9 protein-coding genes are annotated in these 17,851 nt (G+C 73.0%); 8 read left to right on the top strand and 1 reads right to left on the bottom strand.

The window, feature by feature from the left end:
* Positions 1-37 precede the first annotated feature (37 nt).
* A complete protein-coding gene (locus ABZU32_RS26755; protein WP_354926202.1) occupies positions 38-4,423 on the top strand; it encodes an FtsK/SpoIIIE domain-containing protein in 4,386 nt (1,461 codons plus the stop codon).
* Between the two features lie 112 nt (positions 4,424-4,535).
* Here ABZU32_RS26755 and ABZU32_RS26750 read toward each other — a convergent pair whose 3' ends face one another.
* Complete coding sequence (locus ABZU32_RS26750) at positions 4,536-5,249, bottom strand: hypothetical protein (protein ID WP_354926200.1); 714 nt, start codon at positions 5,247-5,249, stop codon at positions 4,536-4,538.
* A gap of 135 nt (positions 5,250-5,384) precedes the next feature.
* On the opposite strand from ABZU32_RS26750, the gene ABZU32_RS26745 reads away from it, so the two are divergent.
* From ABZU32_RS26745 to ABZU32_RS26715, 7 genes are all read left to right on the top strand, one after another.
* Positions 5,385-5,663 carry a hypothetical protein gene (locus tag ABZU32_RS26745; protein ID WP_354851985.1) on the top strand — a complete coding sequence of 93 codons (279 nt, stop codon included), beginning with the start codon at positions 5,385-5,387 and terminating at the stop codon, positions 5,661-5,663.
* Positions 5,660-6,274, top strand: a complete 615-nt coding sequence (locus ABZU32_RS26740) for a hypothetical protein (protein ID WP_354851983.1) — start codon at positions 5,660-5,662, stop codon at positions 6,272-6,274. The genes ABZU32_RS26745 and ABZU32_RS26740 overlap by 4 nt, the downstream gene beginning before the upstream one ends.
* 150 nt (positions 6,275-6,424) lie before the next feature.
* Complete coding sequence (locus ABZU32_RS26735) at positions 6,425-9,472, top strand: BTAD domain-containing putative transcriptional regulator (protein WP_354926198.1); 3,048 nt, start codon at positions 6,425-6,427, stop codon at positions 9,470-9,472.
* A 247-nt stretch (positions 9,473-9,719) separates the two neighbouring features.
* A complete protein-coding gene (locus ABZU32_RS26730; RefSeq protein ID WP_354851979.1) occupies positions 9,720-10,856 on the top strand; it encodes an ROK family protein in 1,137 nt (378 codons plus the stop codon).
* A 114-nt stretch (positions 10,857-10,970) separates the two neighbouring features.
* Complete coding sequence (locus ABZU32_RS26725) at positions 10,971-13,136, top strand: discoidin domain-containing protein (RefSeq protein ID WP_354926196.1); 2,166 nt, start codon at positions 10,971-10,973, stop codon at positions 13,134-13,136.
* A 182-nt stretch (positions 13,137-13,318) separates the two neighbouring features.
* A complete protein-coding gene (locus tag ABZU32_RS26720) occupies positions 13,319-14,674 on the top strand; it encodes a beta-1,3-glucanase family protein (RefSeq protein ID WP_354926194.1) in 1,356 nt (451 codons plus the stop codon).
* A gap of 24 nt (positions 14,675-14,698) precedes the next feature.
* Positions 14,699-17,773, top strand: a complete 3,075-nt coding sequence (locus tag ABZU32_RS26715; protein WP_354926192.1) for a discoidin domain-containing protein — start codon at positions 14,699-14,701, stop codon at positions 17,771-17,773.
* The last annotated feature ends 78 nt before the right edge of the window (positions 17,774-17,851 follow it).

Raw genomic sequence — 17,851 nt, 5'->3', positions numbered from 1 at the left:
CCTCACCCGTCCGCTTCGCACAAGGGACTCGATCACCGTGCGTCTGAACGTAAGCGTCCGGACCCCACTGGACATGGAGGTCTCCACGGCCGTCACCGTGGACACCGACCCCTCCGCTCCGGTGGGGCGACTGGCCGCGGAACTGGCGAACGCCGTCGACCTCGGCGGCCACGCCAGGACGGCGGGTCCGGTGCTCTACATCGGTGGCGAGCCGGTCGATCCGGCGGCCACCCTGTACGCGGCCGGTGTCCGTGACGGCATGGACCTCGGGCTCGACGTCCCCGTTCCCGGGGAGCGGGAGCCCGAGGGCCTGGCCGAGTTGCGCGTGGTCAGCGGGCCGGCGGCCGGGACGTCCTTCCGGCTGCCGCCCGGCGACTACGAGATCGGCGGCGGGGCCGCCTGCCGCGTCCGGCTGTCGGCCGGGGCGCCGCCGATCGCGGCCCGGGCGCGGGTGCGGGTGGACGGCACCGTGGAGGTGACGGCGCACGGCCGGGCGTCGCTCGACGGCAAGGAGCTGTCGGGGACGGCGACCTGGCCGGAGGGCAGTCAGCTCACCGCGGGCGACAGCCTGCTGGAGCTCGCCGTCCCGGTGAGCAGGCGGGTGCCGCTGACCCCGGCGGCGGACGGCCTGGGCCTTGAGTTCAACCGGCCGCCGCGGTTCCGGCCGTCCGGAGGCGGCGGCCGGTTCCGGCTGCCCACCGCGCCGACCAAGCCGGAGAAGCGGCCGATCCCGCTGCTGCCGATCCTGCTGGTGCCGGTGGGCGGCGCGCTGGTCGCCATCCTGACGACCGGCCGCTGGTCGTTCGTGTTCCTCGCCCTGCTGTCGCCGCTCGGCGCGCTGCTGACCCAGTTCGGCGGGCGCAAGCAGACGCAGGCGAGCTATCAGGAGAAGCTGCGCGAGCACGAGGCGTCCATGGCGCGCGTGCGCGCCGCCGTGGACGACGCGGTGCTGCGCGAGCAGAACGCGCTGCGCCTGTCGCTGCCCGACCCGGCGTCGCTGCTGCAGACGGCCTCGTCGCCGTCCGAGCGGCTGTGGGAGCGCAGATGGCGCGACCCCGACTTCCTGGACGTGCGGGTGGGCACCGCCGATCTGCCGTCTTCGCTGAGCGTCGAGGACCCGACCCTGGAGGAGTACCGCCGCACCACGACGCCCTGGCTGACCCAGGTGCCCGTGGCGATCCCGTTGCGCGGTTCCGGGGTGACGGGCGTCGCCGGCCAGGACGCGGCGAACCTCGCGGGCTGGATGACCGCGCAGGCCGCGGCCCTGCACAGCCCGTCCGACCTGCGCATCGTCGTGCTGGCCGGCCCGGACGGCGAGGACGCCTGGTCGTGGGTGCGCTGGCTGCCGCACTGCCAGCCGCAGGGCGAGGACGCCTACGCGCTGGTGGGCACCACCAGCGATTCGATGGCCCGCCGCATCGGCGAGCTCGGGCAGCTCGTGGCCTCGCGCGCGGCGGCCGGGGCGGACGCGCAGCGCGGCGGGGCGGCGGGCTCGCCCGACATCCTCGTCGTCCTCAACCAGGCCCGCCGGGCGCGTTCGCTTCCCGGAGTGGTAGGCCTGCTGCGTGACGGCCCCGCCGTCGGCGTCTACACGATCTGTGTGGACCGCGAGGAGCGGTCGCTGCCGGAGGAGTGCGCGGCGGTGGTCGCCGTCGAGGAGGACGGCGTCCGGGTGCGGACCGCGCAGGGCGCGGCGCCGGAGAACGTGCGCGTGGACTTTCCCGAGCGTGGCTGGTACGAGCGGCTCGCCCGCGCGCTCGCGCCGTTGCGGGGCGTCGGCGACACCGACGAGAGCGCCCTTCCCGGCTCGGTGCGGCTGCTGGACCTGCTGGGCATCGAGCCGCCCACGTCCGAGGCGATCTCGGCCGGGTGGGCGCTGGCGGGGCGGAGCACGCGGGCCGTCCTGGGCGCCGGCTACGACGGAGACTTCTCGGTAGACCTGGTGCGGGACGGCCCGCACGCGCTGATAGCCGGGACGACCGGCGCCGGCAAGTCCGAGCTGCTGCAGACCCTGGTGGCCACCCTCGCCGTCGTCAACCGCCCGGACGAGATGACGTTCGTGCTGGTCGACTACAAGGGCGGCAGCGCCTTCGCCGAGTGCGCCGACCTGCCGCACACCGTCGGCCTGGTCACCGACCTGGACACCCACCTGGTGGAACGCGCTCTGGTCTCCCTGGGCGCGGAGCTGCGCCGCCGGGAGCATCTGCTGGCCGAGGCGGGCGCGAAGGACATCGAGGACTATCTGGACAAGCGGACCCGTGGCGGCGATGTCCTGGCCGCGCTGCCCCGCCTGCTCCTGGTGATCGACGAGTTCGCCTCGATGGCCAGGGAACTGCCGGACTTCGTCTCCGGCCTGGTCAACATCGCCCAGCGCGGACGATCGCTCGGCATCCACCTGGTGCTCGCCACCCAGCGGCCGAGCGGGGCGGTGACGGCCGACATCCGCGCCAACACCAACCTGCGGATCGCGCTGCGCACGACCGACGGCACCGAGAGCCGCGACATCATCGACGCGCCCGACTCCGGCGCCATCTCCCCCGGCACGCCCGGCCGCGCGTTCGCGCGGCTCGGGCCCTCGGCGCTGCTGCCGTTCCAGGCGGGACGGGTGGGCGGGCGCCGGCCGGCCGGCTCGGTGGTGGCCTCCACCGAGGTGAGGGTGCGCGCGCGGGGCGTCGGCTGGCCGGAGCTCGGCGGCCCGCTGCCGCCGGCCGTCCGCGCCAAGAACGCGGCGGACGCGCAGGAGGCCATCACCGACCTCGCCGTGCTGGTGAGGACCATCGCGGACGCCGCGCGGGCGACGGGTGTGCCCGCCCAGCCCAGCCCGTGGCTGCCGCCGCTGCCCGAGGTGCTGGAGTGGGCGCCGCCCGCCGGGCCCAAGCCGCGCGACGACCGGGACGCGGTGCTGCCGCCGGTCAACTACGGCCTGATCGACCTGCCCGCCGACCAGGCGCGGCGCCCGCTGGTGCTGGACCTCGACCGTTCCGGGCACCTGCACATCATCGGCTCCCCGCGCAGCGGGCGCTCCCAGACCCTGCGCACGCTGGCCGCCGGGCTGGCCTCCGCCCACGGGGCCGACGACGTGCACATGTACGGCATCGACTGCGGCAACGGCGCCCTGAACGCGCTCACCGCGCTGCCGCACTGCGGAGCGGTCGTGGACCGCAACCAGATCGAGCGTCTCGGGCGCCTGCTGGACCGGCTCACCGCGGAGCTGACCGCCCGCCAGTCGCTGCTCGGCGCCCGCGGCACGGCCGACCTGGCGGAGTACCGGCGGATGGCGCCCCCCGGCGAACGGCCGCCGCACATCGTGCTCATGGTCGACCGGTTCGAGGTGTTCGAGCGGGAGTTCAACAGCTACGACAACGGCAGCTACCTGGAGCGCATGCTGCGTCTGCTGCGCGACGGCGCCGGGGTGGGGCTGCACGTCGTGCTGGCCGGCGACCGTGTCCTCGGCTCGGGCCGGTACGCGGGCACCACCGAGGACAAGATCGTCCTGCGGCTGAACGACCGCGCCGACTACTCCTCGGTCGGCCTCAGCTCCCGGTCGGCGCCCTCCGACCCGCCTCCGGGCCGCGGCATCCGGGTGCGGGACACCAGCGAGGTGCAGATCGCCGTCCTCGGGCCCGACCTGTCGGGAACCGCCCAGGCGTCCATCCTCACGGCCCTCGGCGGGGAGCTGACCGCCCGCGAGGCCGACGTCCCGTGGTCGCGGCGGCCGATCCGGCTGGACCTGCTGCCCGACCGGATCACCTACGAGAGCGCCTCGGCGCTGCGCGCCGCCCCGGGGCCGATGCGCCCGCTCGTCGCCATCGGCGGGGACACGCTGACCGCCCTCGGCCCCGACCTGGCCGACGTCCCGACGTTCGTCATCGCCGGGCCGCCCCGGACCGGCCGCAGCACCGCGCTGCTCACCGTGGCGCGGTCGCTGCTGGAACAGGGGACGGGCGTGATCATCCTCGCGCCGCGCCGTTCGCCGCTGCGCGACCTCGCGGGGACGCCGGGCGTGCGGGCCGTCTTCACCGACGCGGAGGTCACGGTCGCGGACTTCCGCGCGGCGCTCGGCGACGTCCCGGAGGACAACGCGGTGATCATCGTGGACGACGCGGAGCTGTTCATGCAGTCGGAGATCGACGCCGACCTGTCGCTGCTCGCCCGCGGCGGCGCGGGGAACGGCTGGGGTCTGGTGCTGGCGGGCAACGCCGAGGCGCTGTCACTCGGGCTCGCCGGCTGGGTGGGGCAGGTCAAGCGGAACCGGTCCGGGATGCTGCTGTCCCCGCAGGGCCTCAGCGACGGCGAGGTGATCGGGGTGCGGCTCACCCGCGGCCTGGTCGGCCGCGCGCCGCAGCCGGGGCGCGGCCTGCTCCACCTCGGAGACGGCACATTGACCACCGTGCAGGCGCCGTATACGGCGCCCGCCGGCTGACGGCGGCGCGAACCGCCCGTCGATCGCGGTGGGGCGGGTCCGGGACGATCTCCCTGACCCGCCCCACCGCCATGTCGCGGCCGGCCCGTTCTCTCGGCACCGGCCGGGGGTCTCACTTGACGGGGATCGCCTTGGAGCCGTCGAGGGCGACGGCGAACCAGGTGCCGCCGACCCCCTGGCCCTTCTCGTCGCCGGGGCGCTGGTCCTTGGCGAAGCGGTAGACCGGCCAGCCGCCGATGGTGAGCTGGATACGGCCGTCGCCGCGCCGGATCGCCCCGACGGCCTCCGGCCGGACGCCTCGGACGTACACCTTGCCACCCAGCTTGATCGTGACGGGCGGCCAGGTGACGGCGCAGTCGCCTTCGCAGGTGGAGCGGGACGGGTCCGCCGAATCCTTGTCGAACCGGTAGAGGGTCGACTGGTTGACGTCCACGACGTGGGCGTCCAGTGTGCGGGAGCGGACGCCGGTGAGCTGGACCCAGACCGGGGGCTGCTCCTGGACCGCGGCCCCGGTCACCGTCCCGCCGTCACCGGTCGCGCCGTTGTCCGCGGCCGATCCGTTGACGAGCTGCAGCGGGTTGCCGGAGCCGAACTCCTGGCTTCCGGTGTCGCCCGTGCCCGCGGGAGTGGACGGGGCCGGGTCCGCGGCGGGCGGCGCCGAGGAGGCCGGCGGGGCGGGGGCCGGAGCGGAGGAGGCGGGGGCGTCGCCGATGCTGATGACCTTGCCACAGCCGGCCGCGCCGGTAAGGCCGCACAGGGCGACGGCCACGGCCAGCGCGCGGACGCCCGCCCGGCCGGCCGGGCGGGGGTTGCTTTGGAATCTCACTCGCGGAACACGAGGCGAACGGTCCGAAGGGTTCAAAACGGTGCCCGAGTGTGAACCTTCCGGGTGCCTGGCTACGTGTGCAGTGGAGCAGACGGTACGCGGTACCGAGGAGAAGAGATCCGCCTGGGGGGCACGATGGCCAAAATCGATATTCCGGATGACGAGCTGGAGCAGGTGTCGCGGGCGCTGGGCTCGGTACTGGACCACATCGACACCGACAAGTCGGGCATCGACCTGGATCGCGCCCTGGGCTCCCCGCTGATCGACCAGGGCGAGCACTTCGAGAAGCGCTGGAAGGACGGGCGCATCCAGCTCCACCACCAATGCGAGACGATCAAGAAGGCCGTCGACCAGATCGTGCAGCAGATGAACGAGACCGACCAGAAGGCCGTGGCCCACCTGGACGCCAAATGATCGCCCCCGTCGACCGTTTCGTCCTCGACGTGCCCGACTCCTGGGCGGATCTCGACGTCTCGGGCGACGCGCTCGCCGAGACCCGCGCCGCCGCCCTCGCCATGACCAACGGTGTGCGGGAGAAGGCGGCGATCAACGACCTGTTCCGCCAGGCCCGCGAGGTCGCCAGGGCCGCGCGCCGCCGCGGCGCGCTCTTCGCCGCCGGCACGGCGACGATGTTCGACGACGGGCTCTTCATGGGGTACACGATGGTCTTCGCCGTCACCGTGCCGCCGGGCCGCGAGCTGACGCTGCCGGTGCTGACCGCCCAGTTGGCGCCCGGCGCGTCCGGGCCGGGCGCCGACAGGACGCCCGCCGACCGGAAGGTGTCCACCGTCACCCTGCCTGACATCGGACAGGTGGCCAGGATCACCGGCACCGAGGACGCCTCCTTCACCACCGAACTTTCCGTACGGATGCTCACCATGCACACCGTGGTGCCGCTTCCGGGCGCCGAGCGCGACTATCTGATCATCACCTGCGCCAGCCCCAACCTCCCACTGGAGGCGGAGGTCTACGCGTTGTTCGACGCGATCAGCGGGACGTTCCGGTTCCTGCCCGCCGGGGGATAGCGCCGGGCCGCTCCTACCGAATCCGAATCGCTTTCTGCACGGCCATACTCCTGCATCTCCCATACTTGACGAAAGTGACGCGCATGGCCGCGTCCATGATGATCGTCAAGAACGTGGCAGGTCAGGGGTACTGTGCCATTGGAATCGGAGATGACGCCCAGCGGTCGGGTGCGGTTCGCGGTCCTCGGGCCCGTACTCGCCTGGCGGGGTGACGAAGAGATGGCGCTCGGGCCGCCGAAGCAGCGCGAGGTGCTTTCGGTCCTGCTCGCCCGGGCGGGCCGTCCCACCGGGCTGGCCGAGATCGTCGACATCCTCTGGAGACACGACCCGCCCGAGAGCGCGGTCAACGTCGTCCAGCGGCACATCGGGGCGCTGCGGCGCCTGCTGGAGCCCGGCCTGCCGCGGCGCGCGGTCGGACGCTGGCTGGTGCGCAGCGGCGGCGGCTACCGGCTCGATCTGGACGAGCGCTCGCTGGACCTGCTCCGTTTCCGCGCCCTGACCGGCCGGGCGCGCGCGGCCTCCGACGACGAGACCGCGGCGAGCCTGCTGACCGAGGCGCTCGACCTGTGGCGGGGGCCGGCCGCCGACGGCGTCTCCGAAGAGGTACGGGTTCACCCGCTGTTCTCGGCCCTGGACCAGGAGTACCTGGAGGTGCTGAAGGAGGCGGCCGACACCGCGCTCCGGACGGGCTCGGTCGCGCGGCTCGTCCCGCGGCTCCAGCAGGCGGCCGAGGCCAACCCGCTCGACGAGCCCCTGCACACGCGGCTGCTGCTCGTGCTGGCGGCCACCGGCCACCGCGCGGGAGCGCTGGAGGTGTACCGGGCGATGTACACCCGGCTGGACGAGGCTCTCGGCATCAGCCCGGGCCCCGGCCTGCGCGCGGCCCACGAGCGGGTGCTCCAGGAGACACGGGCCCCCTCGCCCGGCGCCTCGGCGCGCTCTCCCCTGTCGTCCGGACCTGCCCCGCCGGCCGGGTCCGCCGCTCCGGGCGGGTCCGCCGGGCCCGCGTCCGCGACCGGGCCGGACGCGAGCGCGTCCGCCGGTGACCAGGGGCCCGCGTCCTCCGCGGGCGGCGGGTCCGTGGCCGGCCGGGACGCCGGGCAGGCAGAGCACGCCGGGCACACCGGGCAGGCCGGGCCCACCGGGCAACCAGGGCAGGCCGGGGAGATGGTGCGGCCGGCGCAGTTGCCGGCGGACCTGCCGTCGTTCGCCGGGCGGCGCGCCGAACTGGCCGGCGTGCACGACCTGCTCCCTTGCGGGGACGGCCCCCCGGCGACCGCGGTGATCAGCACCATCGGCGGCATGGCCGGCATCGGCAAGACCACGCTGGCCGTGCACTGGGCCCACCGCGTCGCGCACCGGTTCCCCGACGGCCAGCTCTACGTCAACCTGCGCGGCTTCAGCCCCGGCGGCCCACAGGACCCCTCCGAGGTGCTTCGCCACTTCCTCGGGGCGCTCGGCGTCTCGGCGCGCGACATGCCCAGCGGCCTGGACGTCCTCGCGGCACGGTACCGGAGTCTGCTGGCCGAGCGGCGGGTGCTCGTGCTGCTGGACAACGCCCGCGACTCAGAGCAGGTCCGGCCGCTGCTTCCCGGCACGCCCGGCTGCCTGGCCATCGTCACCAGCCGCCACCGGCTCTCGGGGCTGGTGGCCGGGGAGGGCGCCCGCTCGCTGACGCTGGAGGCGCTGTCGGACGCCGAGGCCCGCGAGTTCCTGGCGCTGCGGCTCAGCCCAGGCCGGGTGAGCGCGGAGCCGGCGGCGGTGCGGGAGATCACCGCGCTGTGCGCCCGCCTGCCGATCGCGCTGGCCATCGCGGCGGCGCGGGCGGCGACCAACCCGGCATTCCCGCTCGCCGCCATCGCGGCCGAGCTGCGCGCGGCCCATGGCAGCCTGGACGCCTTCACCGGCGCGGACGGCGCGGACGTCGGCGCGGTGTTCTCCTGGTCCTACCAGGCGCTCACCCCGCCCGCGGCGAGGCTGTTCCGCCTGCTGGCCCTGCATCCGGGCCCCGACGTCAGCGTCTCGGCCGCCGCCGCGCTCGCGGGGGTCCCCGTCCGCCGGGCCCGTGCGCCGCTGGCGGAGCTGACCCGCGCGCACCTGCTCACCGAGCACATCCCGGGCCGTTACACCGGCCACGACCTGCTGCGCGCGTACGCCGCCGAGCGGGGTGAGACCGAGGACACCGAGGCCGACCGGCGGGCGGCGGTCCGGCGGATGGTGGACCACTACCTGCACTCGGCGCACCGGGCGGCCCGGCTGTTCACCTCGCACCGCGACGCGATCCCGTTGCCGCCGCCCGCGCCCGGGGTGCACCCGGACGAGCCGGCCGATCTGGAGGAGGCGTCCGACTGGCTGACCATCGAGCACATCGGGCTGCTCGCCGTCGTGGCGACGGCCGCGGACGCCGGTCTGGACGACTCGGCCTGGCGGCTGGCCTGGGCGTTGGCCCACTTCCTCGGCCGGCGGGGGCACTGGCATGATCTCGCCGCCTCGCACCGCGTCGCCCTCAAGGCCGCGCAGCGCCTCGGCGACCGCACGGGCATGGCCCACGCCCACCGCGGCCTGTCCCGCGCGGCGGCCCACCTCGGCCGCCACGACGAGGCGATGCTCCACCTGGACCGCGCGCTGGAGCTGTTCGCCGACACCGGGGACGTCGTCGCGCAGGCGCACACCCACCGCATCCTCAGCTGGGTGCTCGAACTGCGCGGCAGGTACGAGAGCGCGCTGATCCACGCCCAGCGAGCCCACCAGTTGTTCCTGGTCGCGGGCCACCGTCCAGGCCAGGCCGCCTCGCTGAACGCGGTGGGGTGGTACCACGCCCTGCTGGGCCGCCACGAGCATGCGCTGATCCACTGCCGGCGCGCCCTGGCCCTGCTGGAGGGTCTCGGCGACCACTACGCCCAGGCCGACACGCTGGACAGCATCGGCTACGCCCTGCACCACCTGGGCCGCTACGAGGAGGCGACCGCGAGCTACGAGCGGGCCCTGGAGCTGTACCGGCGGTTCGGCATCCGGTACGCCGAGTCCGACACGCTGACCCGCCTGAGCGAGACCCACCTGGCGGCCGGCCGCCGGGAGAAGGCGCGCGGCGCCCTGCGGCGGGCGCTGGCCGGTCTGGACGAGCTGGGCCATGGGGGCGCCGACGACGTCCGGGCCAGGCTCCACGCTCTGGAGACCACCTCCGCCGCCCTGTCGTAGCCTCCCGGACACCGGTTCGGCCATGGCCGGTCTCCTCTCCTCGCCCGGAGGGATTTCCCGGAGCATAATCTAAGCCTTGAACAAAGTCGTCGCACCGAAGGACACGCTTCGGTAACGCGACCGGCGCGGCGCTCGCACGCAGGGGTTTCGGGCCTTGAATTAACATGACCGGGAATCAAGGGAGGCGGGGCCAATGGGCAGGCCGGAGCGCAGAACCGTGCGAGACGTGCGGCGGGGGAACCGGGCCATGCTCCTGCGTGCCCTGTATTTCGGCGGGGCCGCGAGCCGCAACGACCTGTGCGACGCGACCGGTCTGAGCGGCGCCACGGTCAGCACGATGACCGGCGACCTGCTCGGCGACAACGTCCTGGTCGAGGCCGGGCTGGTCGACTCCGACGGCGGCCGGCCCCGCGTGCTGCTGCGCGTCAACCCCGAGTTCGGCTTCGTGGTCGGCGTGGACGTGGGCGAGACGCAGGTCAGGGTCGAGCTGTTCGATCTGGACATGAACGAGCGGGCCCGGGCCCTGTACGCGGTCCACTCGGCGCGGCACGATCCCGAGCTGGTCGCGCGGCACATCCTGGTCGGCATCGACTCGGTGATCAGCGAGGGCGGGGTGTCCCCCGGCCAGGTGCTCGGCGTCGGCGTCGGCGTGCCCGGCATCGTCGAGCCGGGGCCGGACGCGCTCGTCCAGGCCGAGACCTTCGGCTGGCAGGCGGTCCCGCTCGGGGCGATGCTGCGGGCGGGCACGTCGCTGCCGCTGCTGGTGGACAACGGCGCCAAGACGATGGGCCAGGCCGAGCTGTGGTTCGGCACGGGGCGCGGCACGTCGGACACGGTGGTCATGCTGATCGGCTCGCGGGTCGGCGGCACGATCGTCACCGACGGCGGCATCTACCGCGGGGCCGGGCACGCCGCGGGCGAGATCGGGCACCTGAAGATCGTCGCGGGCGGGCGCCTGTGCAAGTGCGGCGGGCGCGGCTGCCTGGAGGCCTACGTCGGCGCCGAGGCCATCTTGGACCGTGCCGGAGTGGTGGCCGACTCGGCCGAGGAGGAGACCGCGCTGGCCCGGCTGCTCGAGTCGCGCTCCCCGGTGCTCGACGAGACCGTCGAACTGCTCGGCGTCGGGCTGTCCAACCTCATCCACCTGTTCAACCCCGAGCGCATCGTGATCGGCGGCTGGGCCGGCCTGATGCTCGGGAAGAGCCTGCTGGTGGACATCCGCGCCGCGACGGCGGCCAACACCCTGCTCCAGCCCTACAAGACCACCTCGATCGTGCTGGGACGCCTCGGCCCTGAGGCCGTCGCCATGGGCGCGGCGACCCTGGTCATCGAGCAGTTCCTCCAGGACGCGCGGTTTCCCGCTCCTGTCGGCACTATGTCATAGAAGTTAAATTAAGCATTGACACTACGGCCCGCACATGTGCACGCTCTTGCGAGAGAGCGCTCTCCGCACCCCCGCCACTTCGGTGGCGCACCCCCCATGTCGTGAGGAGAAGCAGTGCACCTGTCCCGGCGCTCCGGCAGGCATGTCCTGTCGGGGACGTTTCTCGCCCTCGTCGCCTTCGTGGCGTCGTTCATGGTCACCGGGCCGGCCGCCGCGGCCGACACCCTGTTGTCGCAAGGCAGGCCGGTCACCGCCTCGTCCGCCGAGAACGCCGGCACGCCCGCCACCGCGGCGGTCGACGGCGACACCGGGACGCGCTGGTCGAGCGCGTTCAGCGACCCCCAGTGGATCCAGGTCGACCTCGGCGCGACCGCCACCATCAGCCAGGTCGTGCTCCGGTGGGAGGCGGCGTACGGCAAGGCCTTCAAGATCCAGGTCTCCGGCGACGCGTCCTCCTGGACCGACGTCTACTCCACCACCACAAGCACCGGCGGCACCCAGACGCTGGCCGTCTCCGGCAGCGGGCGCTACGTCCGCATGTACGGCACCGCCCGGGCCACCGGCTACGGCTACTCACTGTGGGAGTTCCAGGTGTACGGCAGCACCGGCGGTGGCGGCCCGAACCTGCCCGGCGGCGGCGACCTCGGCTCCAATGTGATCGTCTTCGACCCGTCCATGGCGAGCTCCACCATCCAGAGCAGGCTGAACTCCGTCTTCAGCACCCAGGAGTCCAACCAGTTCGGCACCCAGCGCTACGCGCTGCTGTTCAAGCCGGGCAGCTACAACGTCAACGCCAACATCGGCTTCTACACCTCCATCGCCGGCCTCGGCCGCAACCCCGACGATGTCACGATCAACGGCGGCGTCACCGTCGACGCCGGCTGGTTCGGCGGCAACGCCACCCAGAACTTCTGGCGGTCGGCGGAGAACCTGTCGATCACCCCGACCGGCGGCGAGAACCGCTGGGCGGTGTCGCAGGCGGCGCCGTTCCGGCGCATCCACGTGCGGGGCAACCTCAACCTCGCGCCCTCGGGCTACGGCTGGGCCAGCGGCGGCTACATCTCCGACAGCAAGATCGACGGCACCGTGGGCCCGTACTCCCAGCAGCAGTGGCTCACCCGTGACAGCCAGATCGGCGGCTGGACCAACGGCGTGTGGAACATGGTGTTCTCCGGCGTGGTCGGCGCTCCGGCGCAGAGCTTCCCGAACCCGCCGTACACCACCATCGGCCAGAGCCCGGTGACCAGGGAGAAGCCCTACCTGTACGTGGACTCCGCGGGCAACTACAACGTGTTCGTCCCCTCGCTGCGCCAGAACACCAGCGGCGCCTCGTGGTCGGGCGGGTCCACCCCCGGCTCGTCGCTCCCGCTCAGCGCCTTCTACGTCGCCAAGCCGTCCGACAGCGCCGCCACCCTCAACCAGGCGCTGACCCAGGGCCTGAACCTGCTGTTCACCCCGGGCGTGTACCACCTCAACCAGACGCTCAACGTGACCAGGGCCAACACCGTCGTCCTCGGCATCGGCTACCCCACGCTGATCCCCGACAACGGCGTGACCGCGATGTCGACCGCCGACGTCGACGGCGTCAAGATCGCAGGGCTGCTGTTCGACGCCGGAACGGTCAACTCGCCGGTGCTGCTGCAGGTCGGCCCGAACGGCTCCTCGGCCGCCGGCCACGCGTCCAACCCGGCCTCCGTCCAGGACGTCTTCTTCCGCATCGGCGGCGCCGGGGCCGGGCGGGCGACCACCAGCCTGGTGGTGAACACCAGCAACACGATCATCGACCACATCTGGGCCTGGCGTGCCGACCACGGCGCCGGCGTCGGCTGGACCACCAACCCCGCCGACACCGGTTTGATCGTCAACGGCAACAACGTCACGGCCTACGGCCTGTTCGTCGAGCACTACCAGAAGTACGAGGTCATCTGGAACGGCCAGGGCGGTCGCACGATCTTCTTCCAGAACGAGATGCCCTACGACCCGCCGAACCAGGCGGCGTTCATGAACGGCGGCACGCGCGGCTACGCCGCCTACAAGGTGGCCGACTCGGTGACCAGCCACGAGGGCTGGGGCCTGGGCAGCTACTGCTACTTCAACGTCGACCCCTCGATCGTGGCCGACCGCGCCTTCGAGGCGCCCACCACGTCCGGCGTGCGGTTCCACGACCTGCTGACCGTCTCCCTCGGCGGCAACGGGACCATCGCCCACGTGATCAACAACACCGGCGGACCCGCCCAGGGCACCGCCACCGTCCCGAGCAACCTGGTCAGCTACCCCTGATCCCCGGCACCGCGGACGGCGCCGCGCCGCGGGCACACCATGCCCCGGCGCGCCGCCGGCGGGGGCCGCGGGCCGGACCCGCGGAGGGGCGGCGCCGACCGCCCCTCCCAGCAAGCACAAGCTCGCCGCGACGAGCGCGTTGTGCGCGAGGTTCGCGAAGGCCCCTCTTCCAGGAGCGCCCCATGAGACTTCGTCCATCCACCCATCTGACGCCGCTGCTCGCCGCGATGACGCTGTGCGCGGCCTTCCTCGTCGGCCTGACCTCCTCCCCGGGCTCGGCCGCCGCCTGCGGCACCACCGACGCCGCGCAGGGCAGGACCGCGACGGCCTCCTCCGTCGAGAACGCCGGGACCCCCGCCTCGGCGGCCGTGGACGGCAACCCCGGGACGCGCTGGTCCAGCGCGTTCAGCGACCCGCAGTGGCTCCAGGTGGACCTCGGCTCGGTCCAGTCGGTCTGCCAGGTCGTGCTGACCTGGGAGGCGGCCTACGCCCGCGCCTTCCGCGTCGAGGTCTCCACCAGCGGGACGAGCTGGACGCCGGTGTACTCGACGACCACCGGCACCGGCGGCACGCAGACCCTCGACGTCGCCGGCTCCGGCCGCTACATCCGCGTGTACGGCACCACGCGCGCGACGATCTACGGCTACTCGCTGTGGAGCTTCGCCGTCCGCGTCGCCGGCGGAACGACACCGACGCCGACACCGACTCCGACGGCGCCGGACGCGTTCTGGGGTGACACCTCCACCATCCCCGCCCCGCGCAACGTCGTGATGGTCAAGATCCTCAACCGGACCAACGGCCAGTACCCCGACTCCCAGGTCTACTGGAGCTACAACGGCCAGGCGCACTCGATCGCCGAGCAGCCCTACTTCGACATGCCGGCCAACACCGCGGGCCGGATGTACTTCTACCTCGGCTCGCCCAACAGCCAGTACTACGACTTCATCGAGTTCACCGTCGGACCGTCGGTGTTCAACGGCAACACCACCCGGGTGGACGCGTTCGGCCTGAAGCTCGCCATGCGCCTGCACGCCCGCGACGGCTACGACGTGGCCGTGGGTGAGGACTACGCGACCTTCCAGGAGTCCCGTTCGGCGACGTTCCAGCGGTTCACCAACGAGGTGCCGACCGAGTTCAAGCCGCTGGCGCAGGTGCAGGCCCCCTACCGGATCCCGGCTCCGGGCAGCGCGGCGGTCTTCCAGCCCGGCGGGCAGTACGCGAACTACTTCACCGGCTACGCCTCGCAGAACGGCGTCAACGCCACCACCTCGCAGGTCACCGGCTGCGCCGGCCCGCTGTCCGAGAACCCCAAGCTGTGCGCGGCGCTGAACCGGCACGTCGCCGGGCTGTCCGACGCCCAGCAGTCCGACTCGAGCCAGTACTACAAGACGGCCCCGGCGAACTACTACTCCAAGTTCTGGCACGACCACGCGATCGGCAAGCGCGCCTACGGCTTCCCCTACGACGACTACGCCGACCAGTCGTCGTTCATCTCGCACGGCAACCCCCAGTACCTGCTCGTCGCCGTCGGCTGGTAGCCGCCCGTCCGCACAGGAGAGCCCATGAACCCCTCCCTTCCGCGACGGCGCCTGCCCCTCACCGTCCTGACGGTGATGCTGGCGGTGATCGCGAGCTTCCTGGCGGTGCCGTCCAGGGCGGCGTACGCCGCGCCCGTCCTGCTCTCGCAGGGCAGGCCCGCGACGGCCTCCTCCGCCGAGAACGCCGGCACCCCGGCCTCGGCGGCGGTGGACGGCAACACCGGGACGCGCTGGTCCAGCGCGTTCGGCGACCCGCAGTGGCTCCAGGTCGACCTCGGCGCCACCTCGACGATCAGCCAGGTCACCCTCAACTGGGAGGCCGCCTACGGCACCGCCTTCAAGATCCAGGTGTCGGCCGACGGCGCCGCCTGGTCCGACGTCTACTCCACGACGACCGGGGGCGGCGGCGTCCAGAACCTGGCCATCAGCGGGTCCGGGCGGTACGTGCGGCTGTACGGCACGGCCCGCGCCACCGGCTACGGCTACTCCCTGTGGGAGTTCCAGGTCTACGGGACCACGTCCACCGACCCTCCTCCCTCCGGCGGGACGCCGATCTCGGCCTACAAGCAGGTGACGGCCTCCTCCTTCGAGGGCGGCAACGCTCCGGCGGCGGCCCTCGACGGGCGGACGAACACCCGCTGGTCCAGCCAGTTCTCCGACGCCCAGTGGCTGCGGGTGGACCTCGGCGGCGCCGGGCACATCACCGGGATCACCCTCAACTGGGAGTCGGCCTACGCCACCGCCTACCGGATCGAGGTGTCGGCCGACGGCACGTCCTGGACCTCTCTGTACGCGACGACCACCGGCAGGGGCGGCGTCGAGAACCTGAACCTCACGGGCGACGGCCGCTACGTGCGCTTCACCGGGACCGCCCGGGCGACCGGCTACGGCTACTCGCTGTGGGAGTTCCAGGTGTTCGGCACCGTCGACACCGGAGCCACGACCGCTCCCCTGCTGTCCGCGCCGACCAGGGCACCGGCGACCACCGGGCAGTTCGCGCTGTCCGCGCCCGCCGACAAGGCCATGGTCACCGACACCCGCCGGCCCGCGTTCTCCTGGGCGGCCGTCTCCGGCGCGGCGCGCTACGAGGTCTGGCTGAACGTCAGCCGCACCGACTACGACTTCACCGCGGCGGGCAGGCTCATCGACCTCTACACCAAGGTCGCCGAGCCGACCGGCACCTCCTACACGCCGTCCTGGGACATCCCCGACCGGTGGACCTACAAGTGGTACGTCGTCGCGGTGAGCGGCTCGGGCACGCGGACGACCTCCGCCATCCGGACCTTCAGCCTGTACCTGCCCGACATCGAGCAGGTCGCCGACGGCGTCAACGTCGTCAACGGCGCCCGCGACCTGAACAAGAACGGGACGATCGAGCCGTACGAGAACTGGCGGCTGCCGATCGAGACCCGGGTCGGCGACCTTCTCGGCAGGATGACCGCCGAGGAGAAGGCGTACCAGATGTTCTACAACGCCCAGGTCTACCCGCTCTCGGGCTGGCACTTCGGCCCGGCGCAGCCGAACGACCTGCACCAGGTGCTGCTGAGCGCGTCCGGCACCCGGCTCGGCATCCCGCCGGTCTCGGCGGGCGACACCATCTCCGGGTACCAGACCACCTACCCGCTGCAGAGCACGCTGGCCGCCGGCAAGGACTACGCGCTGGACTACAAGCTCGGCGACATGCAGCGCCGCGAGGAGCTGGAGGTCGGGGCGCGCGGCGTCCTCGGCCCGCTCGCCGAGGTCGGCACCAAGGTGCTGTACCCGCGCATCCAGGAGGGCAACGGCGAGAACGCCGACGTCGCCGCCGCGCAGGTCCGCGCACTGGTGGCCGGGCTGCAGGGCGGGCCGGAGCTCAACCCCGGATCGGTGCTGGCGACCGTCAAGCACTGGCCGGGCGAGGGCGCGGGCGGCGAGGCCGGGATCACCTACGACGCGGTGACGATCAAGTACCACATGATCCCGTTCCGGGCCGCGATGGAGGCCGGCGCGGTGAACATCATGCCGGGCTACGCCGGGAGCTCCTATCTCGACCCGGGCGGCTCCGGCGCGGGCGACAGCGCCCCGATCCTCGCCTACCTGCGCAACAACCTGGGCTACACCGGGCTCATCACCACCGACTGGCTGCCGTCCGGCGTCTGGGTCAAGGCCGCGAACGCCGGCTCCGACGTGATGGGCGGCGCCGACCCCGGCGCGGCCGGGTTCACCATGGCGGGCTTCCTCGCGGGCGTCCCGATCGCGCGGATCAACGACGCGGTGACCCGCGTTCTGCGCCTGAAGTTCACCCTCGGCGTGTTCGACCACCCCTACGGCGACCCGGTGAACGGTCCCTACCGCTTCCACCAGCCGTCCTACGTCGCGCTGGCCAACCAGGCGGCCCGCAAGTCCATCACGCTGCTGAAGAACAACGGCGTCCTGCCGATCAAGCTCAAGGCGGGCGACAACATCGTCGTCGCCGGTCCGCGGGCCACCGACGCCACGTCCTGCTGCATCTGGACGAGCTACTTCCACCAGGAGTACGGCTCGCTGACCACGCTGGAGGCGATCAAGGCACGGGCGGCGACCGCCGGCGTCAACGTCTACCCCGACACCGGTCCCGCGCCCAAGCTCGCCGTCGTGGCCGTCGGCGAGCCGACCTACACGCACGCGACCGCCTGGGTGAAGGAGCGGCCCCAACTGCCCGCCGACCAGCTCGCGATCATCCAGAACTTCAAGAACCAGGGCATTCCGGTCGTCGTGCTGCTGACCCTGCCCCGCCCCACGGTGATCAGCGAGTGGAACGGCCTGGCCGACGCCATCGTGGTCACCTACCGCGGCGGCGAAGAGGTCGGCCCGGCCACGGCGTCCCTGCTGTTCGGCGACTACACCCCGAGCGGCCGGCTGCCCTGGCAGTTGCCGCGAAGCCTCGACCAGATCCTCGTGCCGGGCGGCACCGACGTCGTCGCCGACGCGGCCGAGGACTGGAACCTCCCCTACGACCTGGGCGCCACCGCCGCCCAGCGCTCCGAGATCAGGTCCCGCATCGACGCGGGACAGACCGTCCCCACCACCTACGGCAACCCCCTCTACCCCTACGGCGCCGGCCTGCAAGGCTGGTCGTAGGCCCCCCGGCCCTCCGGCCGCCGATCACGGGCGACCGGAGGGCCGGGCACCACGCGAGGCCGCGAGGTGGGCGGCCGG

The sequence above is a fragment of the Sphaerisporangium sp. NPDC005288 genome (genome assembly GCF_040607475.1).
GTDB classification, from domain to species: Bacteria; Actinomycetota; Actinomycetes; order Streptosporangiales; family Streptosporangiaceae; genus Sphaerisporangium; species Sphaerisporangium rhizosphaerae.
The sequence above is the reverse complement of the archived record's forward strand: the minus strand, read 5'-3'. Positions and strand labels throughout refer to the sequence as shown.